Annotated in this window: 25 protein-coding genes; 21 read left to right on the top strand and 4 right to left on the bottom strand. The window is 62.5% G+C overall.

The annotated features are described in order from the left end of the window. Nucleotides 1-87: 87 nt before the first annotated feature. The 10 genes from EN885_RS02270 to EN885_RS02225 all read left to right on the top strand — a co-directional run bounded on the left by EN885_RS02270 (nt 88) and on the right by EN885_RS02225 (nt 8,661). The gene (locus tag EN885_RS02270) at nt 88-735 is read left to right on the top strand and encodes a TetR/AcrR family transcriptional regulator (protein WP_128242473.1); all 648 of its coding nucleotides are present in this window, start codon (nt 88-90) and stop codon (nt 733-735) included. A 131-nt stretch (nt 736-866) separates the two neighbouring features. After that, the gene (locus EN885_RS02265) at nt 867-1,793 is read left to right on the top strand and encodes a histone deacetylase family protein (RefSeq protein WP_128242472.1); all 927 of its coding nucleotides are present in this window, start codon (nt 867-869) and stop codon (nt 1,791-1,793) included. A 3-nt stretch (nt 1,794-1,796) separates the two neighbouring features. Beyond that, the gene (locus EN885_RS02260; protein WP_128242471.1) at nt 1,797-2,048 is read left to right on the top strand and encodes an exodeoxyribonuclease VII small subunit; all 252 of its coding nucleotides are present in this window, start codon (nt 1,797-1,799) and stop codon (nt 2,046-2,048) included. Between the two features lie 110 nt (nt 2,049-2,158). Then, nucleotides 2,159-2,425: a DUF2277 domain-containing protein gene (locus tag EN885_RS02255; RefSeq protein ID WP_128242470.1), complete on the top strand. Its 267-nt coding sequence runs from the start codon at nt 2,159-2,161 to the stop codon at nt 2,423-2,425. A 9-nt stretch (nt 2,426-2,434) separates the two neighbouring features. After that, complete coding sequence (locus EN885_RS02250; RefSeq protein ID WP_095486186.1) at nt 2,435-3,355, top strand: pirin family protein; 921 nt, start codon at nt 2,435-2,437, stop codon at nt 3,353-3,355. A gap of 106 nt (nt 3,356-3,461) precedes the next feature. Then, nucleotides 3,462-5,402, top strand: coding sequence for a 1-deoxy-D-xylulose-5-phosphate synthase (gene dxs, locus EN885_RS02245; protein ID WP_206616796.1), 1,941 nt, complete (start codon nt 3,462-3,464; stop codon nt 5,400-5,402). A 261-nt stretch (nt 5,403-5,663) separates the two neighbouring features. Further along, on the top strand, nt 5,664-6,458 hold the full coding sequence (locus EN885_RS02240) for a TlyA family RNA methyltransferase (RefSeq protein ID WP_127288618.1): 795 nt from the start codon (nt 5,664-5,666) through the stop codon (nt 6,456-6,458). Continuing rightward, entirely contained in the window at nt 6,455-7,696 is a 1,242-nt protein-coding gene (locus tag EN885_RS02235) for a class I SAM-dependent RNA methyltransferase (protein WP_128242468.1), read from the top strand. The genes EN885_RS02240 and EN885_RS02235 overlap by 4 nt, the downstream gene beginning before the upstream one ends. A 97-nt stretch (nt 7,697-7,793) precedes the next feature. Continuing rightward, nucleotides 7,794-8,162, top strand: coding sequence for an antitoxin Xre/MbcA/ParS toxin-binding domain-containing protein (locus EN885_RS02230; RefSeq protein WP_126103242.1), 369 nt, complete (start codon nt 7,794-7,796; stop codon nt 8,160-8,162). Then, nucleotides 8,155-8,661: an RES domain-containing protein gene (locus EN885_RS02225; protein ID WP_128242467.1), complete on the top strand. Its 507-nt coding sequence runs from the start codon at nt 8,155-8,157 to the stop codon at nt 8,659-8,661. Before EN885_RS02230 ends, EN885_RS02225 begins: the two co-directional genes overlap by 8 nt. Nucleotides 8,662-8,700: 39 nt before the next feature. On the opposite strand, the gene tldD is transcribed toward EN885_RS02225, so the two are convergent. Next, entirely contained in the window at nt 8,701-10,113 is a 1,413-nt protein-coding gene (tldD, locus tag EN885_RS02220; RefSeq protein ID WP_127288621.1) for a metalloprotease TldD, read from the bottom strand. Between the two features lie 238 nt (nt 10,114-10,351). After that, a complete protein-coding gene (locus EN885_RS02215) occupies nt 10,352-10,906 on the bottom strand; it encodes an invasion associated locus B family protein (RefSeq protein WP_095486179.1) in 555 nt (184 codons plus the stop codon). A 364-nt stretch (nt 10,907-11,270) separates the two neighbouring features. Here EN885_RS02215 and coxB point away from each other — a divergent pair, with 364 nt between their 5' ends. The 11 genes from coxB (at nt 11,271) to rnhA (ending at nt 20,384) form a co-directional block, all read left to right on the top strand. Further along, a complete protein-coding gene (coxB, locus tag EN885_RS02210; protein ID WP_126103239.1) occupies nt 11,271-12,152 on the top strand; it encodes a cytochrome c oxidase subunit II in 882 nt (293 codons plus the stop codon). Between the two features lie 37 nt (nt 12,153-12,189). Then, the gene (ctaD, locus tag EN885_RS02205; RefSeq protein ID WP_095486177.1) at nt 12,190-13,842 is read left to right on the top strand and encodes a cytochrome c oxidase subunit I; all 1,653 of its coding nucleotides are present in this window, start codon (nt 12,190-12,192) and stop codon (nt 13,840-13,842) included. Nucleotides 13,843-13,918: 76 nt separating this feature from the next. After that, nucleotides 13,919-14,863 (top strand): heme o synthase, encoded by a 945-nt coding sequence (locus EN885_RS02200; RefSeq protein WP_128242466.1) that lies wholly within the window; start codon nt 13,919-13,921, stop codon nt 14,861-14,863. A gap of 2 nt (nt 14,864-14,865) precedes the next feature. Next, nucleotides 14,866-15,027 carry a hypothetical protein gene (locus tag EN885_RS02195; RefSeq protein WP_077381685.1) on the top strand — a complete coding sequence of 54 codons (162 nt, stop codon included), beginning with the start codon at nt 14,866-14,868 and terminating at the stop codon, nt 15,025-15,027. Between the two features lie 8 nt (nt 15,028-15,035). Beyond that, the gene (locus EN885_RS02190) at nt 15,036-15,677 is read left to right on the top strand and encodes a cytochrome c oxidase assembly protein (RefSeq protein WP_126103237.1); all 642 of its coding nucleotides are present in this window, start codon (nt 15,036-15,038) and stop codon (nt 15,675-15,677) included. A gap of 1 nt (nt 15,678) precedes the next feature. Then, nucleotides 15,679-16,560, top strand: a complete 882-nt coding sequence (locus EN885_RS02185) for a cytochrome c oxidase subunit 3 (RefSeq protein WP_126103236.1) — start codon at nt 15,679-15,681, stop codon at nt 16,558-16,560. Between the two features lie 82 nt (nt 16,561-16,642). Further along, nucleotides 16,643-17,029: a DUF983 domain-containing protein gene (locus EN885_RS02180; protein WP_126103235.1), complete on the top strand. Its 387-nt coding sequence runs from the start codon at nt 16,643-16,645 to the stop codon at nt 17,027-17,029. After that, the gene (locus EN885_RS02175) at nt 17,026-17,781 is read left to right on the top strand and encodes an SURF1 family protein (RefSeq protein ID WP_164547028.1); all 756 of its coding nucleotides are present in this window, start codon (nt 17,026-17,028) and stop codon (nt 17,779-17,781) included. The genes EN885_RS02180 and EN885_RS02175 overlap by 4 nt, the downstream gene beginning before the upstream one ends. Nucleotides 17,782-17,875: 94 nt before the next feature. Further along, nucleotides 17,876-18,886: a 4-hydroxy-3-methylbut-2-enyl diphosphate reductase gene (gene ispH / locus EN885_RS02170; RefSeq protein WP_128242465.1), complete on the top strand. Its 1,011-nt coding sequence runs from the start codon at nt 17,876-17,878 to the stop codon at nt 18,884-18,886. Between the two features lie 5 nt (nt 18,887-18,891). Further along, on the top strand, nt 18,892-19,854 hold the full coding sequence (locus EN885_RS02165) for a homoserine kinase (RefSeq protein ID WP_095486172.1): 963 nt from the start codon (nt 18,892-18,894) through the stop codon (nt 19,852-19,854). Next, nucleotides 19,851-20,384 carry a ribonuclease HI gene (gene rnhA / locus EN885_RS02160; protein WP_095486171.1) on the top strand — a complete coding sequence of 178 codons (534 nt, stop codon included), beginning with the start codon at nt 19,851-19,853 and terminating at the stop codon, nt 20,382-20,384. The genes EN885_RS02165 and rnhA overlap by 4 nt, the downstream gene beginning before the upstream one ends. Before the next feature lie 20 nt (nt 20,385-20,404). On the opposite strand, the gene EN885_RS02155 is transcribed toward rnhA, so the two are convergent. Next, the gene (locus EN885_RS02155) at nt 20,405-20,884 is read right to left on the bottom strand and encodes a DUF2938 domain-containing protein (protein WP_095486226.1); all 480 of its coding nucleotides are present in this window, start codon (nt 20,882-20,884) and stop codon (nt 20,405-20,407) included. A gap of 157 nt (nt 20,885-21,041) precedes the next feature. Next, nucleotides 21,042-21,542, bottom strand: coding sequence for a peroxiredoxin (locus tag EN885_RS02150; protein ID WP_095486225.1), 501 nt, complete (start codon nt 21,540-21,542; stop codon nt 21,042-21,044). Nucleotides 21,543-21,605: the final 63 nt, after the last annotated feature.

Raw genomic sequence — 21,605 nt, 5'->3', positions numbered from 1 at the left:
CTTATATACGTGGCGTATGCAAATCAGATAATAGCATACGAGACGTATGTCAATTAATATACGAGACGTATGTGAAGGAATGGGCGAATGGCGCACAAACCACGCAAGGAGATGATCGCGGAGACCCGCGCCAAACTGGTCGCTGCGGCGCGCCATGCCTTTGGCACTGTCGGCTATGCCGAGGCCTCGATGGACGACTTCACCGCATCGGCCGGGCTGACGCGTGGCGCGCTTTATCACCACTTCGGCGACAAGAAGGGCCTTCTCCAAGCGGTCATCGCCGAGATCGACGCGGAAATGTTGGCCCGGCTGAAGATCGTTTCGGCCAGGGCGGACACTCTCTGGCAGGGCTTTGTCGACGAATGCACCGCCTATATCGAGATGGCGCTGGAGCCGGAAATCCAGCGTATTGTCCTTCGCGATGGGCCGGCGGTGCTCGGCGATCCTTCGCAATGGCCGAGCCAGAACGAATGCATCCGCTCGATGAGCGAGAACCTTCAAAAGCTAAGGGACGAGGGAACCATCGTTGCCGTCGATCCCGAAGCCGCGGCAAGGCTGGTCAGCGGCGCCTCGCTGCATGCGGCGCAGTGGATCGCAAATTCGGAGGATCCCGAAGCGACGTCGAAAAAGGCGGTGAAGGCATTCAACGTGCTTTTGGAGGGGCTGCTTAAGCAGGGCCGCAGGACTGGCCGTCCGCAAGTGGTGGCTGAGATTGGAGAAGAGGGCCGTCCTTGAGGGAGAGGTCGGGGCATATAGGACGGCTTGCGCTGGACCCAACCGGGGCCCAACATCTAAACCCTGTTGAACGTCTGCCTTTGGTGGCTCCAAAACATGGTCAAAGCCGCCGGGCGCGCCTATATCGGGGCATGGTCACAAGGCTTTATACCCACCCGATCTTTCTCGAGCACATAACGCCGCCCGGTCATCCGGAGCGGCCCGACCGGCTGCGCGCCATCGAACGCGTGCTCGACGACGAGGCCTTTGCGGCCCTTGACCGTGCAGAAGCGCCGGAAGGCGACGAGGCCACCATCCTCTACGCACATCCGCAGGAATTCGTCGATCGGGTCCGCGCAGCGATACCGGATACCGGTATCGCCCGCGTCGACGCCGACACCACCGCCAGCCCGAAAAGTTGGCAGGCGGCTGTGACGGCGATCGGTGCCGCCAACGCGGCCGTCGACGATGTCTTTCGGGGCAACGCCACCAATGTCTTTGTCGCCGCCCGGCCGCCCGGCCACCACGCCGAAAAGACGACGTCCATGGGCTTCTGCCTGTTCAACACCGCGGCGATCGCGGCGCGCTACGCGCAAAGGCAGCACCAGGCCGAGCGCGTCGCTATCGTCGACTGGGACGTGCACCACGGCAACGGCACGCAGGACATTTTCTGGGACGATCCGTCGGTGCTTTATTGCTCGACGCACCAGATGCCGCTTTACCCAGGGACCGGGGCCGTGAGCGAAACCGGCGCCGGCAACATCGTCAACGCGCCGCTGGCGCCGCAGACCGGCAGCGAGGTTTTCCGCGACGCTTTCCTGTCGCGCATTTTGCCGGCGCTCGACAATTTTGCGCCCGACCTCATCGTGATTTCCGCCGGCTTCGATGCGCACCACCGCGATCCGCTGGCCGAGATCAACCTGACCGAGGACGACTTCGACTGGGCGACCGGCCAGTTGATGCAGCGTGCCGGTCGCTACAGCGACAACCGGCTCGTCAGCCTGCTTGAGGGCGGTTACGATCTGCAGGGATTGGCATTTTCGGTCGCCGCCCATGTCGGGCGACTGATGAAAGGATAGACGATGGCTGGTGAGACCAACGAAGACGTCAAGGCGATGAGCTTCGAGCAGGCGCTCGACGCGCTGGAGGAAATCGTCGATGATCTGGAACGCGGCGACGTGCCGCTCGACCAGTCGATCCGCATCTATGAGCGCGGTGAGGCCCTGAAGGTCCATTGTGATCGGCTGCTCAAGGCGGCCGAGGACAAGGTCGAGAAGATCAGGCTTTCGCGCGACGGCAAGCCGGTGGGGACAGAGCCGCTGGATGCGGAGTAAGGCACGGCCCTGAAAGAAGAGTTCGCCTTACCGGCTTTGGACATGATGCTGATTGAGGACAAAACTCATCCCGATTGAAATGGCTCCAGGACGAGAGGAGATTGCGAAAGATGTGCAGAAACATCAAGACCCTGTTCAATTTCGATCCGCCGGCAACCAATGACGAGGTCCGCGATGCCGCACTTCAATTTGTCCGCAAGCTGAGTGGAACGACGCGGCCATCGAAGCAGAACCAGCATGCGTTCGACCACGCCGTCGAGGCCATAGCGGCGTTGGCGCGCGAATTGCTCGACAGCCTCGAGACGACGCAGCATCCGCGCAATCGCGAAGAGGTGGCGGCCAAGGCGAAAGCCAAATCTGCACTCCGCTTCGCCTGAGGAGACCGCATGAGTTTCTTCCCCGGAAATGACCCGCAGGCCGGCGATGCCTTCGCCAGCGACCAGATCGAATTGATGGTCATTCCGAACGCCAAGGATATTGGCGGCTTCCAGGTTCGCCGCGCTTTGCCGACCGCGAAGCGCCGGCTGGTTGGGCCTTTCATCTTCTTCGATCGCATGGGGCCGGCCATCTTGCGGGCCGGCCAGGCGCTCGATGTCCGTCCGCATCCGCATATCGGCCTGTCGACGGTCACTTACCTATTCGACGGCAATATCCGGCACCGCGATTCGCTTGGCACCGAAATGGTAATCCAGCCCGGCGACGTGAATTTGATGACCGCCGGCCGCGGTATCGTCCATTCCGAGCGCACGCCACAGGAACTGCGCGGCGCACCGATGTCGGTGTCCGGCCTGCAGACATGGCTGGCGCTGCCCGACGATAAGGAGGAGGTCGATCCGATCTTCGAGAATACGGCGGCCATGCGTCTTCCCGAGATCGACGCCGAAGGCGTCAGCGGGCGTGTCGTCATCGGTGCCTTTTCCGGGCTGCGGTCTCCGGTCGCGACCGCTTCGGACACGCTCTATGCTGACCTCAGCCTGGCGCCCGGGGCCAGCGTGAAAATCCCTGCCGATGCCGAGGAGCGCGCCATCTATACGTTGGAAGGCGAGGTTTCGATCACCGGCGACCGCTTTCCAGCGGAGCGGCTGCTGGTATTCCGGCCCGGCGACGAGATCGTCGTGTCCTCGGAGGGTGGAGCGCATTTTATGCTGTTCGGCGGTGCCTCGCTCGGCTCCAAGCGCTACATCTGGTGGAATTTCGTGTCATCTTCGAAGGAACGCATCGAGCAGGCGAAAGAAGAGTGGAAGACAGGCCGCTTCGATATCGTTCCTGGGGATGAAGAAGAGTTCATTCCGCTGCCGGACAATTAGAGCGCCGCGCGCCCTTTTGGACACGCAAAGGAAACCCTAACACTTTGAATCTACGCCGCGTCACTCACACGCATTTACATTCGCCGGCCAGCGGCCTATTTCGCAGATGAATAAAAAGCAGGCCCTACCACCAGTGAACGCAAAGCTCCATACGCCGCTTCTCGACAAGGTCCGCATCCCGGCCGACCTCAGGACGCTCGACGAAGGTGATCTGCCGCAGTTGGCAGCGGAGCTTCGCACCGAGTTGATCGACGCTGTGTCCCACACCGGCGGACATCTCGGTGCTGGCCTTGGCGTGGTCGAACTGACGGTCGCATTGCATTATGTCTTCAACACGCCCGACGACCGGCTGATCTGGGATGTCGGTCACCAGGCCTATCCGCACAAGATCCTGACCGGCCGCCGCGACCGTATTCGTACGTTGCGACAAGAGGGCGGCCTGTCCGGTTTCACCCAGCGCGCCGAGAGCGAATACGATCCGTTCGGCGCCGCCCACTCCTCGACCTCCATTTCCGCCGGCCTCGGCATGGCAATGGCGCGCGACCTCTCCGGTGGCCGCAACAATGTCATCGCCGTCATCGGCGACGGCGCCATGTCGGCCGGCATGGCGTATGAGGCTATGAACAATGCCGGCGCACTCGACGCCCGGCTGATCGTCATCCTCAACGACAATGACATGTCGATCGCGCCGCCGACCGGCGCGATGAGCGCCTATTTGGCCCGCCTTGCGTCAGGCAAGGCCTATCTGGGCTTGCGCGATTTCGGCAAGAAACTGACTTCCTATCTCGGTGAACGCGCCGATCGCGCCATCAAGCGAGCGGTCGAGCATGCGCGCGGCTACGTCACCGGCGGCACATTGTTCGAGGAAATGGGTTTCTACCACATCGGCCCGATCGATGGTCACAATCTCGAGCACCTGATCCCGGTGCTGAAGAACGTCCGCGATAATGCCGACGGCCCGGTGCTGATCCACGTCGTCACCCAGAAGGGCAAGGGCTATGGGCCGGCCGAGGCGGCCGCCGACAAATATCACGGTGTCAACAAGTTCGACGTCATCACCGGCGCGCAGGCCAAGGCGCCGGCCAACGCGCCGAGCTACACGAAGGTCTTTGCCGAGAGCCTGATTCAGGAAGGCCGGGAGGATGATCGCATCGTCGCCGTCACCGCCGCCATGCCGCAAGGCACCGGCCTCGACCTTTTTGGCGAGGCGTTCCCGGCGAGAACCTTCGACGTCGGCATCGCCGAGCAGCACGCGGTGACCTTTGCCGCCGGCCTTGCCACGGAAGGCTTCAAGCCTTTTGCCGCAATCTATTCGACTTTCCTGCAGCGCGCCTACGATCAGGTCGTCCATGACGTGGCGATCCAGAAACTGCCGGTGCGCTTTCCGATCGATCGCGCCGGCTTCGTCGGCGCCGACGGGGCGACCCATTGCGGCGCCTTCGATACGACCTTTCTGGCGACGCTGCCTGGTTTTGTCGTCATGGCCGCGGCAGACGAGGCGGAACTGCGCCACATGGTGCGCACGGCGGCAAGCTATGATGATGGGCCGATTGCTTTCCGCTATCCGCGCGGCAACGGCGTCGGTGTCGACATGCCGGAGCGTGGCTCGGTGCTTGAAATCGGCAAGGGCCGTATCGTCAGGGAGGGCACTAAGGTTGCGCTGCTCTCCTTCGGCACGCGGTTGCAGGATTGCCTGTCTGCGGCCGAGGAGCTCGGTGCGGCAGGGCTTTCCACCACTGTCGCCGACGCTCGTTTCGCCAAGCCGCTCGACGAAGATCTGATCCGGCGTCTGGCGCGCTCGCACGAAGTGCTGGTAACAGTGGAAGAAGGCGCGGTCGGTGGCTTCGCCAGCCACGTGCTGCAATTCCTGGCGCATGACGGGCTGTTGGAAAACGGCCTGAAGGTACGCCCGCTTGTGTTGCCGGACGCATTCACAGATCACGCCAAGCCCGAAAAGATGTATGCCGATGCCGGGCTGGACGCCGCCGGCATCGTGCGCACCGTCTTCGTGGCGCTGGGACACACCGCCAGCGCGCAAAGCGCCTGAATCAAATCTCAACGGCTTGACTCAGTTTGCCGACAGGCCGGGATCGCGCTCCAACGTCCAGTGGGCTGCGCCACAATGGCAGATTCCGGTCAGCATTAGCCCTCTTCGCGTTCGGCAGCAAAACGCATGTCGTCTCTGACATTGTGCCGGACGTGGTGCGAACAAGCTGTGGCAGCTTGATACGTTCGCTGCTTTCCGAAGATGTTCGTTGTCTCCCCCCAATATCCTTGCCATCATCGTCGGCTTTCGCCATGAAGGCCGATGAACTTCCCTTTGCCAGCCAGCACACGCCAGCGGCTCGACGAACTGCTCGTCGCTCGCGGCCTGTTCCCCAGCCGCTCTCGCGCCCGCGACGCGATCGAGCGCGGTACGGTGACGGTCGACGGCGTCATTGCCCGCAAGCCCGGCCAGACCGTCTTGGCTGATTGCCTCATCGCCGTCGATGATCCGGCGCAAGGCTATGTTTCGCGCGCGGCGCTGAAGCTGATCGCCGGGCTCGACCATTTCGGTCTCGATCCCGCCGGCAGCGAAGCGCTCGACGTCGGCGCCTCGACCGGCGGTTTTACTCAAGTGCTGCTCGAACGCGGCGCGGCGCATGTCACGTCGATCGATGTCGGGCATGGCCAGATACATCCGGATATCGCTGGTGACCCGCGCGTGACGGTGATCGAGGGAATGAACGCCCGCGATCTCTCAGTCGCCGATCTTGCCGATCGCATTCCGGATTTCATCGTCTCCGATGTCAGCTTCATCTCGTTGAAACTGGCGCTGCCGCCGGCGCTCGCCATTGCCAGGAGCGGCGCCAGAGCAATATTTCTGGTCAAGCCGCAATTCGAGGCGGGCCGCGAGGCGATCGGCAAGGGCGGCTTGCTGAAAGACCCATACGATGCGGCGCGGGTTGCCGGTCTGCTTCAGGATTGGCTCGACGGCGTCCCCGGCTGGCGCTCGCTGGGACTGCATCTGTCGCCGATCGAGGGCGGCGACGGCAATCGCGAATTTCTGCTCGCCGGGATCAAGGACGCCGGAGTGAAGAACGGCGGGATCGGCGGCCGATGAACGCGCGCTTCACGATCACAAGACTGGGCTCCCAGGGCGACGGTATCGCCGAGACCGAAACCGGCGAGCTTTTCATTCCGTTCACGTTGCCCGGTGAAGCCGTCACCGCCGCGCGCGAAAAGGATCGCGCCACGCTGATGGCGGTGCTGGAAGCGTCGCCGCTTCGTATCGATCCCGCCTGCCGACATTTCACCGAATGCGGCGGCTGCGCCATCCAGCATCTCGAGGCCGAAGCCTATCATCGGTGGAAGCACGACAAGGTTGCGCATGCGCTGAACAGCAAGGGCATTGTTTGCGACGTTGACGCGCTACTGCCGTGCGCGCCGCAGACGCGTCGGCGCGTCGTGTTCACCGCCCGACGGAGTGAGGCCGGCATGCAGCTCGGCTTCGTTCGTGCGCTGTCGTCGGAAATCATTTCCATCGAGGAATGCCCGATCTCGCTGCCCGAGATCGTCGCAAAGCTCGACCGTCTGAAAGCACTCGCCGAATTGATTTGCGCAACGACGAAATCGTTCCGCATGACGGTCACGGTGACCGCTTCCGGCCTCGATGTCGCGGTTCACGAGTCCGGCAAGCTTGGTGAGAACCAACGCCGCGTCGCCTCCAACTTCGTCATCGCTCAGGGGCTGGCCAGGCTCTCGATCGATGGCGAGATCATCATCGAGCCCAAAAAGCCGGTTGTCACGTTCGGCAGCATCGCTGTCGCGGTGCCGCCGGGCGCCTTCCTGCAGGCCACCGAGGCCGCCGAGCAGGCGATGGCGGATATTGTCGGCCGGCACCTCGCGCGCGCCAAAAAGGTCGCCGATCTCTTCGCCGGCTGCGGCAGCTTTGCGCTACGCCTGGCCGCGAAGTCGGAAGTCCATGCGGTGGAGGGCGATGCGGCAGCGCTTTCGGCGCTCGATAGGGCGTTCCGTTTCGCCAGCGGTCTGAAGCGGGTGACCAGCGAACGCCGCGATCTGTTCCGCCGGCCGCTCACTTTCAAGGAGCTGAATGCCTTCGACGGCCTTGTCTTCGATCCGCCACGCGCCGGTGCCGAGGACCAGTCGAAGCAGATCGCCCGTTCGGACGTGCCGCTGGTCGCCGCGGTTTCCTGCAATCCGGTGACGCTGGCGCGCGACCTGCGCATCCTCATCGACGGCGGCTATGCGCTGAAAAGGGTGACGCCGATCGACCAGTTCCTCTGGTCGCCGCATGTCGAGGCTGTGGCGCTGCTGGAGAAGCCGAGGCGAAGGCGGTAGGCTGGCAGGAATGCAGGTTGGCATCCGTTGAGCTTGAATTGCGCGTTGATTGAGCATATTTTGATGAGGTGTTGTCAAAATGCGGTAGGAAATCGCCATGGCAGTAGCCCTCGACATTCCAGCATCGCGCTTCGGCGAGGAGCGCACGCCGTTTCTCTCTGCAAGGCGGGTCGCCGAACTGCTCGGCGTCAACCTGACGGAACTGGCCGGCCTGATCGGTGTCGCGCGCAACACGCTTGCCGCCAAGGCCGGCGCGCGCAAGGTCGACGCTGCACTTAGTCCCGTCGTTCGCATTCTGGCGATGGCGGGCGAAATGGCCGGCAATGAGCAGCGTGCGGCGATCTGGTTCAAGCATCAGCCGATCCCCGGCTGGGCGGGAAAGACCGCCTACGATCTGGTTCGGGAAGGCAAGACGGATAAGGTGCTTGCCTATCTGGAGGCAGTCCGCTCCGGCATCTATGCCTGAAACCAGGCTGAGCCTATGGCGTGCCTTCGTGCCCCGCTGGGCGCATCTGCCGCTTTCCGGTGAGGGTGCTGCCCGCTTTGGCGGCCGCTGGAATCCTGTGGGCGCCCCGGCGATCTATGCGGCGCGGGAATTGTCCACTGCCTGGGCCGAATACAATCAGGGCTTCGTCCAGCATCCGGCGTTGATCGCCCAACTCGAGCTTTCAGGCGCGCGGCTGGCCGACCTGACCGACGCCGATACGCTGACCGAACTCGGGGCAACTACGGACATTCATCGGTGTGAGTGGCGCGACATGCTGGATCGAGACCTTGTGCCAGAGACGCACAGGCTAAGAGATCGCTTGCTTGCCGATGGACTACATGGCGTGATCTATCCATCCTTCATGTCGCCCGGCGGCACATGTGTTGCGCTCTGGCGCTGGAACGAGGAGGACGCCCCGCGTCTCGGTGTCGTCGACCCCGATCATCGCCTACCTAAAACACCGGCGTCATGGCTATAACGGGAGTTTCGAACAGGCCTACCTCGACAGGCTGGCCGCTCAAACCCTGGTGCCACCCACCGTCATCTGGTTCATCCTGAGATGTGGCTGGCCGACGCCTACCGGCACGCCCTGGCCGGCCTTGCCGCACATGCCGATGCCGGTGTCGAGCTTCATGTCGTTGCCGATCATCGAAACGCGGTGCATGGCGTCAGGCCCATTGCCGATCAGCATGGCGCCCTTGATCGGCTGCGTCACCTTGCCGTTCTCGATCATGTAGGCCTCGGTGCATCCGAACACGAACTTGCCCGAGGTGATGTCGACCTGGCCGCCGCCGAAGGAGACGGCATAGATGCCGTTCTTGACCGAGGCGATGATTTCGTCCGGCTCCATGTCGCCTGAGGTCATGTAGGTGTTGGTCATGCGCGGCATCGGCTGATGCGCGTAGCCTTCGCGCCGTCCGTTGCCGGTGGCGTTCATGCCCATCAGCCGGGCGTTCTGGCGGTCCTGCATATAGCCGACAAGCTTGCCGTCTTCGATCAGCACGTTGCGGGCCGAAGGTGTTCCTTCGTCATCGACGGTCAGAGAGCCGCGCCGCTCGGCCATGGTGCCGTCGTCGACGACGGTGACACCTTTCGCGGCCACCTGTTGGCCCATCAGGCCGGCGAAGGCCGATGTCTTCTTGCGGTTAAAGTCGCCTTCCAGCCCGTGGCCGACGGCCTCGTGCAGCATGACGCCCGGCCAGCCGCTGGACAGGACGATGTCAAAGGTGCCGGCGGGCGCCGGAATGGCCTCGAGGTTGACCAGCGCTTGCCGCAGCGCCTCCTTGGCCGCGTGCTTCCAGCTCTCCTCGACCAGGAATTCGCCAAACGCCTTGCGCCCGCCCATGCCGTAGGAGCCGCTCTCCTGGCGGTCGCCATTGCCGACCACCACAGACACGTTGATCCTGACCAGCGGGCGGATGTCGCGCACCACCTGGCCGTCGGCGCGCACGATCTCGACATGTTGCCAGGAGGCGGCGAGCGAAGCCGTCACTTGTCGCACGCGCGGATCCTCGGCTCGCAGCCACGAATCGATTTCCTGAAGGAGCTTGGCCTTGGCCTCGAAGGAGGGCGAGGGGATCGGGTTCTCGTCGCCGTAGAGATGACGGTTGGTGCGGGCAGGCGCCGCGGCAAGCGTGCCGGAATAGCCGCCCTTGACCGTTGAGACCGCGTCGGCCGCGCGCAGCAGCGATGCTTCGGAAAGATCGCTGGAATGCGCGTAGCCACTGGCTTCGCCGGCGACGGCGCGTAGCCCAAAACCCTGGTCGGTGTTGAAATTGGCGGTCTTCAGCCGGCCATTGTCGAACATCAGCGCTTCGCTCTCGCTGTATTCGAGGAACAATTCGCCGTCGTCGGCGCCGTTGATGGTCTCGGCGACGATCTGCTTGATGCGATCGTCGGAAATGTCGAATTGGCCGATCAGGCTGTTCATGGCAGGTCCGTCCGTGGAAAGAGATTGTCCTCACGATGTAGGCGCGAAGGCGCGTCCAGACAATCGGCAATGACCATTGTCTGCGCATGACCCCGAAAATCGGAGTCGATTTTCGGAAAGGATCATGCGCAAAATCAAAGCGCTACAGCGTCCTTTGCGCGTCCCTGGACGCGCGGCGCTGTAGCTAAAGGCCGGTCACAATCTCTTTCATTGGTAAGGATTTGGGCGTCTGACCGGTTCAAGGCAGGGCGGCGAAACCGTCGGCAAAACCCTTGAGCTCTACCGGAATGCCGATGCCTTCCTCCGGCGTCTGGAAGACGATGAAGGTGGCCGACGTTCCGGTCTTCAGCGTGTCGAGCAGCGGCTTTTCGAGAATGACCTCGGCATAGCAGCCGTCCTGGAAGCAGCGCACGAAATAGGCCCGGCCGATGTCCTTGCCGTCGACATTGAGGCCAAGCCCGTTGGGCAATAGAACGCCGAGCGGGGCCAGCACGCGCAGGATTTCGGCCTTGTTGTCGGCGGTGCGCAGCACAACGACCGAAAGCCCCATCTCGGGACGGTCCTCAGCGACGACGTTCTGCATCATCACGCATTGTTCTGATGTGGCGCCGGCCGGCGTGTCGCAGATAATCGACCACGCGCCATGCGTCGACCGCACCTTGCCGCTTGGCTGCGCGGCATTGACCTGGCTGACAACGGACAGGCCAGACAAGCCAACGAGAAAGATGACCTTCGCCAAGGTCCTCGAAATCCTAAGTCTCGAAAGCCCAAGTCCCCAAAGCCAAGAGTTCATGACGGCTCCATTGCGAATCACGGCACTTTAAGCCGCGCCAAGGGCAAGTAAAGGATGAGACCACTGCCGGCCTGCTTCGACCAAGGCAATTGTGCGCTTTTCCGTGCCAAATTCGCCCGAATTGCGACCGGCCGGCGCATTTTGCCAGGACACTCCGCCGCTCGGGCTTCCACCGCCGCGGCCGCCGCCAAAATGTGCCGCCGCGCTTGCGCGCAAAAATGCCGCACGGTTTCCTCCGCTCCTTTCTTGCAGAGGCAAATAGAGTATGGTTTGAACCAGCCTCGGGACTGTCCGGGATTCCCGTCCCGGCGTTGTTCGATATTCTTGCGGTCCGATCGCGAGGAACTGGGAGATAATGACGGCAATGAGAAAATTCCTAGCAGGCGCCAAACTCCTAGCAAGCGCTTGGGCTGCCACACTGTTCACCGGTGCATCGGCCCATGCCGCCCAGCCTGCGCCGTGGGAAGTGACCTTCCAGCCTGCCGCCACCGAGATGATGCGGCAGATCGCCTGGTTCGAGCACTACACGCTGTGGTTCATCGTGCCGATCACCCTCTTCGTGCTCGCTCTTATCGCCTATTGCATCGTGAAATTCCGCGCCAGCGTCAACCCGACCCCCTCGCGCACCAGCCACAACACGCTGATCGAGGTGATCTGGACGGTTGGGCCGGTCGTCGTCCTGCTCTGCCTCGCCATCCCGTCGTTCCAGCTTCTGACCGCGCAATACACGCCGCCGGAAGAAGCCAAACTGACCATCAAGGCGACCGGCAACCAGTGGAACTGGGATTACGAATATCAGACCGACAACACGCTTTCCTTCAATTCGGCGATCTTGGCGGATTCTGACCGCGCTGCGGCCGGTAAGGAAGATCGCGGCGTTTATCCGCGCCTGCTCGCCGTCGACAACGAGATGGTGGTGCCGGTCAATACCATGACCCGCGTGCTGGTGACGGCGGCAGACGTGATTCACGCCTTTGCCATGCCGTCCTTCGGCATCAAGACCGACGCGGTTCCGGGCCGCATCAACGAGGTCTGGTTCAAGGCGGAAAAGGAAGGCCTCTATTACGGCCAGTGCTCGGAGCTTTGCGGCAAGGACCACGCCTTCATGCCGATCGCGATCCGCGTCGTCTCCGACGCCCAGTACAAGACCTGGCTGGCGGCAGCCAGCTCCGACCTTCCTGGCGCCAACAAGGCGTTGATGGCCGAGGTCGACAGCAAAGATAAGGTAGCGGCCGCCGGCAACTGATGCCGCGACCAGAAAAGATCAGGGAACGGAGCCGAACATGGCAGACGCTGCAGCTCACGACGATCACGACCATAAGCCGTATCATGGCTGGGTCCGGTGGGTGTATTCGACCAACCACAAGGATATCGGCACGCTCTATCTGATCTTCGCGATCATGGCGGGCTGCGTCGGCGGTGCCCTTTCTGTCGTGATGCGCATGGAGCTGCAGGAGCCGGGGATCCAGATTTTCACCGGCCTGGCGCAGATGGTCTACGGCTTGAACGCCGACGCCGCGCTCGACGGTGGCAAGAGCATGTACAACGCCTTCACCACCGCGCATGCGCTGATCATGATCTTCTTCATGGTCATGCCGGCTTTGATCGGCGGCTTCGCCAACTGGATGGTGCCGATCATGATCGGCGCGCCCGATATGGCCTTCCCGCGCATGAACAACGTCTCGTTCTGGTTGCTGCCGCCGGCTTTCATCCTGTTGATCATCTCGGCCTTCGTGCCGAGCGCGCCTGGCGCTTACGGCGTCGGCGGTGGCTGGACGATCTATCCGCCGCTATCGACATCGGGCCAGCCCGGACCGGCGATGGACCTTGCGATCCTGTCGCTGCACATCGCCGGCGCATCGTCGATTCTCGGCGCCATCAATTTCATCACCACCATCTTCAACATGCGCGCGCCTGGCATGACATTGCACAAGATGCCGCTGTTCGCCTGGTCGGTGCTGATCACCGCTTTCCTGCTGCTGTTGTCGCTTCCGGTTCTGGCCGGCGGCATCACAATGCTTTTGACCGATCGCAACTTCGGCACCACCTTCTTCGCGCCGGACGGCGGCGGCGACCCGATCCTGTTCCAGCACCTGTTCTGGTTCTTCGGGCACCCGGAAGTCTACATCCTGATCCTGCCGGGCTTCGGCATCGTCAGCCATATCGTCTCGACCTTCTCGAAGAAGCCCATCTTCGGCTATCTTGGCATGGCTTATGCCATGGTCGCGATCGGTGCGGTCGGCTTCATCGTCTGGGCGCACCACATGTACACGACCGGCCTGTCGCTCGACACGCAGCGCTATTTCGTCTTCGCCACCATGGTTATCGCGGTGCCGACGGGCGTGAAGATATTCTCGTGGATCGCCACCATGTGGGGCGGATCGATTTCGCTCAAGACCCCGATGCTGTGGGCGATTGGCTTCATCTTCCTGTTCACCGTCGGCGGCGTTACCGGCGTCCAGCTTGCCAATGCCGGTCTCGACCGCCCGCTGCACGACACCTACTACGTGGTCGCGCATTTCCACTATGTGCTGTCGCTGGGCGCGGTCTTTGCCATCTTCGCCGGCTGGTACTACTGGTTCCCGAAGATGACCGGCTACATGTATTCGCCTGTCATCGCCAACACCCACTTCTGGGTCACCTTCGTCGGCGTCAACCTCGTCTTCTTCCCGCAGCATTTCCTCGGCCTCTCCGGCATGCCGCGCCGCTATATCGACTATCCGGATGCGTTTGCCGGCTGGAACATGGTGTCGTCCTACGGCTCGTATATTTCGGCCGTCGGCGTGGTCATCTTCCTCTATGGCGTGTTCGAGGCTTTCCAGAAGAAGCGGGTGGCCGGCGCCAACCCATGGGGCGAGGGTGCGACGACGCTTGAATGGCAGCTGCCTTCGCCGCCGCCCTTCCACCAGTGGGAACAGCTGCCGAAGATCAAATAGGCGGCTGCCTGGCGAATACGGAACCGCCGGTCCGCCCGGCGGTTTTGGCCAACGGAATGATGGACTTTAAGTACGCATGGCCCTTGTCGACGACACATTGACTGACGAACCGGGCTTTCGCATGTCGGAAGCGACGGCGGGCGATTTCTTCGCCCTGTTGAAGCCGCGCGTCATGTCGCTGGTGGTGTTCACCGCTTTTGTCGGCCTGGTCGCGGCGCCCGTGACCATCAATCCGCTTCTGGCGGTGATCGCGATCCTGGCTATTGCCATTGGCGCCGGTGCGTCCGGCGCGCTCAACATGTGGTATGACGCCGATATCGATGCGGTGATGACCAGGACCGCCGGCCGTCCGGTGCCGGCCGGCCGCATCCGGCCCGGCGAGGCGCTGAGTTTCGGCCTGGTGCTGTCGGTGCTGTCGGTGATGACGCTCGGCGTGCTGGTCAACTGGCTGTCGGCGACGCTCCTGGCCTTCACCATCTTCTTCTATGCCGTCGTCTACACGATGTGGCTGAAGCGCTGGACGCCGCAGAACATTGTCATCGGCGGTGCTGCCGGCGCCATTCCGCCGGTGATCGGCTGGGCCGCGGTGACCGGAACGGTCAGCCTGGAAAGCGTCGTCCTGTTCCTGATCATCTTCCTGTGGACGCCGCCGCATTTCTGGGCGCTCGCTCTCTTCAAGTCGCAGGACTATGCCAGGGCCGGCATCCCGATGATGCCGAATGTCGCCGGCCAGGCTTCGACCCGACGCCAGATCTTCGCCTACGCGCTGATCCTTGCGCCGGTTGGCGTGCTGCCATGGATGCTCGGTTTCACCACGCCCGCCTATGGCGTCCTTGCGGTGCTGCTTGGCGCCGGCTTCGTCTGGTATGCGTGGAAGGTGCTGCAGATGGCGGACGACGACCATGTGATGAAGCCGGCCAAAGCATTGTTCGGTTACTCGCTGCTCTACCTCTTTGCCATTTTCGCCATCTACCTTGCCGACTGCGTTGTCGGGCGCGTGCTGGCCATGGGCGGAGCATGATCATGGCCGACAAAAAGCTTGAACTCGTCACGCTGACGGAGCGCCAGCAGAAGGCTCGGCGCAACCGCTCGGTAGCCATCGGCCTGGCGCTGGCGGTGCTTGTCGTCATCTTCTATATCGCGACCGTGGTGAAATTCGGTCACAACCTCACCGGAACGATGTGAGGCTCAAGATGAACCGCCAAACAGTGACCTATCCCCAAAAGAAGAACACCAACCGCATCGTCGCCGGCGTCTGCATCGCCTTTTTTGGCGGCATGATCGGCATGGCCTATGCCGCGGTGCCGCTCTACGCGATGTTCTGCCAGGCGACCGGTTACGGCGGCACCGTGAAACGCGCAACGCAGCAATATGCCGACCGCGTGCTCGACCGCGACATCACCATCCGTTTCGACGCCAATACGGCCGGCGTGCCATGGCAGTTTGAGCCGGTCGCCCGCTCGGTCACCATCAAGATAGGCGAGACGGCGCAGGCGCATTATAGCGCGACCAACAAGTTCGTCCGCGCCACCACCGCCCGCGCGACTTTCAACGTGCAGCCGGAACTGGCGGGATCCTACTTCAACAAGGTCGAGTGTTTCTGCTTCACCGACACGACGCTGAAGCCTGGCGAGACGCTGGATATGCCGGTCGTGTTCTATGTAGATCCCGACATCGTCAATGCGCCGGAGCTGAAGGACTTGAAGACGATTACCCTGTCCTACACGATGTTCCCGGTCGAGAAGAACGAGAAGAACAAACCGGTCGCGTCGTCGGCGCCGGCCGAAGGCACAAGCAACAAAGTTTCACACACCGAACGAAGCCTCGGGGGTTGATATGGCAGACGCGCACGCAAAACCACAACATGACTACCATCTCGTCGACCCGAGCCCGTGGCCGTTCCTAGGCTCGGTCGGCGCGCTGGTCACTGCGATCGGCGGCGTCTGTTACATGCAGTACCTCAAGGGCGGCGATTTCCCGATTTTCGGCTTCAACATCGCCAATCCGTGGCTGTTCTACATCGGCCTCTTGATCGTCATCTACACCATGTACGCCTGGTGGTCGGACACCATCAAGGAAGCGCATGAAGGCCACCATACGCGTGTAGTGTCGCTGCATCTGCGCTACGGCATGATCATGTTCATCGCTTCCGAGGTGATGTTCTTCGTCGCCTGGTTCTGGGCATTCTTCGACGCCAGCCTGTTTCCCGGCGAGGCACAGCAATACGCCCGCGCCGCCTTCACCGGCGGTGTCTGGCCGCCGAAGGGCCTCGAGGTTCTCGACCCCTTCCACCTGCCGCTCTACAACACCGTCATCCTGCTTTTGTCGGGCACCACGGTGACCTGGGCGCACCACTCGCTTATTCATGGCGACCGCAAGGGGCTGATCAACGGCCTGGTGCTGACCGTCGGTCTCGGCATGCTGTTCACCATGGTGCAGGCTTACGAGTACATGCACGCGCCGTTCGGCTTCAGGGATTCGATCTACGGCGCCACCTTCTTCATGGCGACCGGCTTCCACGGCTTCCATGTCATCATCGGCACCATCTTCCTGCTGGTCTGCCTGGTTCGCGCGATGAAGGGCGATTTCACCCCAAAGCAGCATTTCGGCTTCGAGGCGGCCGCCTGGTACTGGCACTTCGTCGACGTGGTCTGGCTGTTCCTGTTTGCGTCGATTTATGTGTGGGCATCGAGCGGCGCGGTGATCGAAGGTCACTGAAATCTTTTAAGGGAATGTGACGAGGCGGCTGCGGCGACGTGGCCGCCTTATCTTTTGGGGCGAACGGCACTAAGATATTGCAATGAGCGACGACAAGGCGATCTGGCCACCAATCGATCCGATTTCGGCCGGCCTGCACGGCCGCTGCCCGCGCTGCGGCGAGGGGCGGCTGTTCTCCGGTTTTCTCACCGTCGGCAAACGCTGCGCCAATTGCGGCCTCGACTATTCCTACGCCGATGCCGGCGACGGTCCGGCGGTGTTCGTCATCCTGATCATCGGCTTCATCGTCGTCGGGCTGGCGCTGTGGATGGAGGTGACGCTTAGTCCGCCGCTTTGGCTGCATCTCATGCTGTGGATACCGCTGACGCTGGTGCTATGCCTTGGGGCGCTTAGGCTGATCAAAGGCGTGCTTTTGACGCTGCAGTACCGCAACAAGGCGGCCGAGGGCAGGCTGGACCTCGGCGAATGAGCACGACATCCGGTTCGGTCGCAGGCCGTTCGCGGCCGAAGACGGCATTGCTGCTTGGCTTCGGCCTCGTGCTGTTCTTCATCTTGCTGGCGCTCGGCACCTGGCAGGTCCAGCGCCTGTACTGGAAAGAGGGTCTTCTCCAGACAATCGACCAGCGCACGCACTCGGCGCCCGTGCCGTTGGCCGAGGTCGAAAAAAGGTTCGCCGCCACCAGCGATGTCGACTACACGCCGGTGACGGCATCAGGCACTTTCCTGCATCAAGGCGAGCGGCATTTCTTCGCGACCTGGGAAGGCCAGTCCGGTTTCAATGTCTTCACACCCTTGCATCTGGAGGACGGCCGCTTCGTCCTGATCAATCGCGGCTTCGTGCCCTACGATCTCAAGGATGCGGCCAAGCGCCCGCAAAGCCAGGGTGCGGGCCAAGTGACGGTGACGGGGCTCGCCCGCAACCCGCTGCCGGCGAAGCCCTCGATGATGCTTCCCGACAATGATCCGCAGAAGAACATCTTCTACTGGAAGGATCGCGATGCCATGGCGGCGAGCGCGGGTCTGCCGGCCGGCGCGGGGCTGGTGCCATTCTTCATCGACGCGGACGCCACCCCGAACCCGGGTGGGCTGCCGGTCGGCGGTGTTACCGTTATCAACCTGCCGAACAGCCATTTGCAATACGCCGTAACCTGGTATGGCCTTGCCGCTGCCCTTGCCGGCGTCCTCATCTTCAGGCTTCGCCGCCCGGCGAAAGAGAAATGATCGCCGCTGGCGCCCTTGACAGGGCAGGGGTGCGCACCTCATTTCGCGCCTTGAGCTCACCTGGGTTCACGATACGACCAACCGGCCGGGAATCATGCTTCACACGACCACAAAGCCACCGCTGACGATAAGGCTCTGCCAGCCGCGAGGCTTCTGCGCCGGCGTCGACCGCGCCATCCAGATCGTCGTTCTGGCGCTGAAGAAATACGGCGCGCCGGTCTATGTCCGCCACGAGATCGTGCACAATCGCTACGTCGTCGAGGGGCTGCAAAGCCTGGGTGCGGTGTTTATCGAGGAACTCTCCGAGATACCGGCGGAGCATCGCCAGAGCCCGGTCGTCTTTTCGGCGCATGGCGTGCCGAAGTCGGTGCCGGCGGATGCCCAGGCGCGTAGCCTCTTCTATCTCGACGCCACCTGCCCGCTGGTGTCGAAGGTCCACAAGCAGGCGATGCGCCATCAGCGGCTTGGCCGCCACGTGCTTCTGATCGGCCATGCCGGCCATCCTGAAGTGATCGGCACGATGGGGCAATTGCCGGACGGCGCCGTCACCTTGATCGAGACCGAAGCTGACGCCGCGAAATTGGTGCCCGCCGACCCGCAGGCACTCGGTTTCGTCACCCAGACGACGCTCTCGGTCGAGGATACCGCCGGCATCATCCGCGTGCTTAAGGATCGTTTTTCCGATTTACATGCGGCGGCCGCGGAATCGATCTGCTATGCCACCACCAACCGCCAGGAAGCGGTCAAGGAGACCGCCGCGGGCGCCGATCTCTTCCTGATCGTCGGCGCCCCCAACTCCTCCAATTCACGGCGTCTTGTCGAAGTGGCCGAACGCGCCGGCGCCTCGATGTCACTCCTCGTGCAGCGCGCCTCCGAAATTCCGTGGACTGACATTGCCGGCATCTCGACGCTCGGCCTGTCGGCAGGCGCTTCGGCGCCGGAAATCATCGTCGACGAGATCATCGACGCCTTCCGGCAGCGCTTCAATGTGACGATCGAGCTGGCGGTGACGGCCACTGAAACGGAGGATTTTCCGGTGATGCGGGTCCTGCGCGACGTCGAACTGACGGCGGCCGACATGGCCTTCGTCAATGGGGCCGCGTAAGGTCCATGGCGGTCTACACCGACGTCAATGAAAGTGAGCTCGGCGCGTTCCTGAAGCCCTACCCGGTCGGCGATCTCCTGTCCTACAAGGGCATCGCAGAAGGCACCGAGAATTCGAATTTCCTGCTGCACACCACCAGCGGCTCCTACATCCTGACGCTCTACGAAAAGCGCGTCGACAAGGCCGACCTGCCGTTCTTCCTCGGCCTCATGGGCCATCTCGCGAGAAAAGGCATTTCGTGCCCGCTTCCGGTCACCGCGCACGACGGCACCGTCATCGGCGCGCTTGCCGGCCGGCCGGCGGTCATCATCACCTTCCTCGAAGGCCTGTCGCTGCGGCGACCGACGGCAGCGCATTGCGGTGAGGTCGGCAAGGCGCTGGCGCAACTCCATCTCGCGGGTCAGGACTTTCCCATGACCCGCCCGAACGCCCTTGCCATCGATGGCTGGCGTAAGCTGTGGAACGCGTCCCACGCGCGCGCCGACGAGGTCGAGCCGGGATTGGCGGCGGAAGTCGACGCCGACTTCGCCGATTTCGAGCGGAACTGGCCCAAAGGCCTGCCGAAAGGCATCATCCATGCCGATCTTTTCCCGGACAATGTCTTCTTCCTCGGCGAAAAACTGTCCGGGCTGATCGACTTCTATTTCGCCTGCAATGATCTCTACGCCTATGATGTCGCCACCTGCCTCAACGCCTGGTGCTTCGAGAAAGATTTTTCTTTCAACCTGACCAAGGGCACGGCGCTGCTTGCCGGCTACCAGAGCGTGCGACCCTTGAGCGGCGACGAGAAAGCCGCGCTGCCGATGCTGGCGCGCGGCTCGGCGCTGCGCTTCATGCTGACCCGACTTTACGACTGGCTGACTGTTGCCAACGGCGGGCTGGTCATAAAACGCGACCCGACCGAGTACATCCGCAGGATGCGCTTCCACCGGGCGATCAAATCCCCTTCCGAATACGGACTGACATGACCAAGCGCGTTGAAATCTTCACCGATGGTGCCTGTTCGGGCAATCCGGGGCCGGGCGGCTGGGGGGCGGTCCTGCGCTTCAACGGCGTCACGAAAGAACTGTCGGGCGGCGAGGCTGCTACCACCAACAACCGCATGGAACTTTTGGCCGCCATCTCGGCGCTCAATGCGCTAAAAGAACCCTGCGCCGTCGATCTTTATACCGACAGCAACTATGTCAAGGACGGCATTTTCAGCTGGATCGATGGCTGGAAGCGCAACGGCTGGAAGACGGCCGCCAGGCAACCGGTGAAGAATGCCGAACTGTGGCAGGCACTCGACGAGGCGCGCAGCCGTCATCAGGTCGTCTGGCACTGGGTCAAGGGCCATGCCGGCCATCCGGAGAACGAGCGTGCCGACGAGTTGGCGCGGCTCGGCATGGCGCCGTTCAAGAACAAGTCGGCCAGGCCCGCGCTCCTTTCGGCCAAGGAAAGCACCCAAGCCAAGCAGCCGGCAGCCAAGAAAATGGGGCGCTCGACCCAGAGCTACTAAACCAGTCTGGTCCCCCGTATTCAGCGGATCAGCAGCGCCGTGCCGAAAAGCCCGAGCGCGAACACCGTATGCGACACCAGGTTGAGGGCGCGGATCTGCATGGGGTTGGGGCGCTTTGATGCGGCCCAGCCGGCGCCCATGCCGGGTGCCAGCAGGAACCAGCCGGCGCCCACGGTGACGATGCCGAGGATGAAGGCCGGCAGGAAGGTCGGCGCCGCCAGCCACGCTGCGCCCGCCAAAACGGCAAGGATGATGCCGTAGACGATGCCGACAAAATAATGGAATGCCCAGCCCAACGCCGATTCATGCGCGTAGGGTGCTGCCTCGCCGATGTCGTCGTGGAAAACCTTGCCGTCCCTCAGATGCCAGACCCAGCGACCGACCAGCCCCCAGTTCGGCCGCGGCTGAGCAAACACCGTGTTCAGGAAAATCGCCCAGAAGTCCATGAGCGCCGTGGCGCCGATGCCGATCGCCACAGCGCGCCAGAAGATGTCAAACATCATTGAGGTCCCCCAAAAGCAGGCAGTCCCGAAGAGCCAGCGCACGATCCCGAAAACCGGAATGGGCTTTCGCAAAGTTTCATGCGGCCGATTCGAAAGTCTTGAAGCGTCCTTTGGACGCGCGACGTTCTAAAAGGCGGCTGCGGCAATTCCCGGCCTATGCTGTCGCCAAAACGGAAAGCTGTCCGAGAATGTGAGCCGCACCGGATTCATCAACGCCAGGCTTTGTCTCGACATTGAGCGCGATGACCTTGCCGTCGTCGACGATCATCGAGAACCGCTTCGAACGCAGTCCCATGCCACCGCCGGAGAGGTCGGCGTCGAGGCCGATCGACTTGGCGAAGTCGCCATTGCCGTCGGCAAGGTAAAGGATCTTGCCTTCCCCGCCGCTGAAGCGGGCCCAAGCGCCCATGACGTGAACATCGTTGACGGCGACTACGGCGATGGTGTCGACGCCACGCGCCAGGATGGCATCGAAATTATCCAGATAGCCGGGCAGATGGTTGTTGCTGCAGGTCGGCGTGAAAGCGCCGGGAACGGCAAACAGCACAACCTTCTTTCCCGAGAAAATCTCGGCCGTCGTGATCGGTTTTGCCCCGTCGGCAGTCATCGTCTTGAAGGTCGCTTGGGGCAGCTTGTCGCCAACGGATATCATCATGATGGTCCTCATTTGACAAATAAAGGGAGTATCCTTGCGATAACGAACTCAGACTTTTCCCGC

The organism is Mesorhizobium sp. M6A.T.Cr.TU.014.01.1.1 (assembly GCF_004022765.1).
Taxonomy (GTDB): Bacteria; Pseudomonadota; Alphaproteobacteria; order Rhizobiales; family Rhizobiaceae; genus Mesorhizobium; species Mesorhizobium mediterraneum.
Note: the sequence above shows the minus strand (reverse complement) of the source record. Positions and strands in the feature narration are given on the sequence as shown.

Bases quoted from the DNA above. Each gene is read 5' to 3' on its own strand.
- EN885_RS02270 (WP_128242473.1), top strand. From the start codon at position 88: ATGGCGCACAAACCACGCAAGGAGATGATCGCGGAGACCCGCGCCAAA.
- EN885_RS02265 (WP_128242472.1), top strand. From the start codon at position 867: ATGGTCACAAGGCTTTATACCCACCCGATCTTTCTCGAGCACATAACG.
- EN885_RS02260 (WP_128242471.1), top strand. From the start codon at position 1,797: ATGGCTGGTGAGACCAACGAAGACGTCAAGGCGATGAGCTTCGAGCAG.
- EN885_RS02255 (WP_128242470.1), top strand. From the start codon at position 2,159: ATGTGCAGAAACATCAAGACCCTGTTCAATTTCGATCCGCCGGCAACC.
- EN885_RS02250 (WP_095486186.1), top strand. From the start codon at position 2,435: ATGAGTTTCTTCCCCGGAAATGACCCGCAGGCCGGCGATGCCTTCGCC.
- dxs (WP_206616796.1), top strand. From the start codon at position 3,462: ATGAATAAAAAGCAGGCCCTACCACCAGTGAACGCAAAGCTCCATACG.
- EN885_RS02240 (WP_127288618.1), top strand. From the start codon at position 5,664: ATGAACTTCCCTTTGCCAGCCAGCACACGCCAGCGGCTCGACGAACTG.
- EN885_RS02235 (WP_128242468.1), top strand. From the start codon at position 6,455: ATGAACGCGCGCTTCACGATCACAAGACTGGGCTCCCAGGGCGACGGT.
- EN885_RS02230 (WP_126103242.1), top strand. From the start codon at position 7,794: ATGGCAGTAGCCCTCGACATTCCAGCATCGCGCTTCGGCGAGGAGCGC.
- EN885_RS02225 (WP_128242467.1), top strand. From the start codon at position 8,155: ATGCCTGAAACCAGGCTGAGCCTATGGCGTGCCTTCGTGCCCCGCTGG.
- tldD (WP_127288621.1), bottom strand. From the start codon at position 10,113: ATGAACAGCCTGATCGGCCAATTCGACATTTCCGACGATCGCATCAAG.
- EN885_RS02215 (WP_095486179.1), bottom strand. From the start codon at position 10,906: ATGAACTCTTGGCTTTGGGGACTTGGGCTTTCGAGACTTAGGATTTCG.
- coxB (WP_126103239.1), top strand. From the start codon at position 11,271: ATGAGAAAATTCCTAGCAGGCGCCAAACTCCTAGCAAGCGCTTGGGCT.
- ctaD (WP_095486177.1), top strand. From the start codon at position 12,190: ATGGCAGACGCTGCAGCTCACGACGATCACGACCATAAGCCGTATCAT.
- EN885_RS02200 (WP_128242466.1), top strand. From the start codon at position 13,919: ATGGCCCTTGTCGACGACACATTGACTGACGAACCGGGCTTTCGCATG.
- EN885_RS02195 (WP_077381685.1), top strand. From the start codon at position 14,866: ATGGCCGACAAAAAGCTTGAACTCGTCACGCTGACGGAGCGCCAGCAG.
- EN885_RS02190 (WP_126103237.1), top strand. From the start codon at position 15,036: ATGAACCGCCAAACAGTGACCTATCCCCAAAAGAAGAACACCAACCGC.
- EN885_RS02185 (WP_126103236.1), top strand. From the start codon at position 15,679: ATGGCAGACGCGCACGCAAAACCACAACATGACTACCATCTCGTCGAC.
- EN885_RS02180 (WP_126103235.1), top strand. From the start codon at position 16,643: ATGAGCGACGACAAGGCGATCTGGCCACCAATCGATCCGATTTCGGCC.
- EN885_RS02175 (WP_164547028.1), top strand. From the start codon at position 17,026: ATGAGCACGACATCCGGTTCGGTCGCAGGCCGTTCGCGGCCGAAGACG.
- ispH (WP_128242465.1), top strand. From the start codon at position 17,876: ATGCTTCACACGACCACAAAGCCACCGCTGACGATAAGGCTCTGCCAG.
- EN885_RS02165 (WP_095486172.1), top strand. From the start codon at position 18,892: ATGGCGGTCTACACCGACGTCAATGAAAGTGAGCTCGGCGCGTTCCTG.
- rnhA (WP_095486171.1), top strand. From the start codon at position 19,851: ATGACCAAGCGCGTTGAAATCTTCACCGATGGTGCCTGTTCGGGCAAT.
- EN885_RS02155 (WP_095486226.1), bottom strand. From the start codon at position 20,884: ATGTTTGACATCTTCTGGCGCGCTGTGGCGATCGGCATCGGCGCCACG.
- EN885_RS02150 (WP_095486225.1), bottom strand. From the start codon at position 21,542: ATGATGATATCCGTTGGCGACAAGCTGCCCCAAGCGACCTTCAAGACG.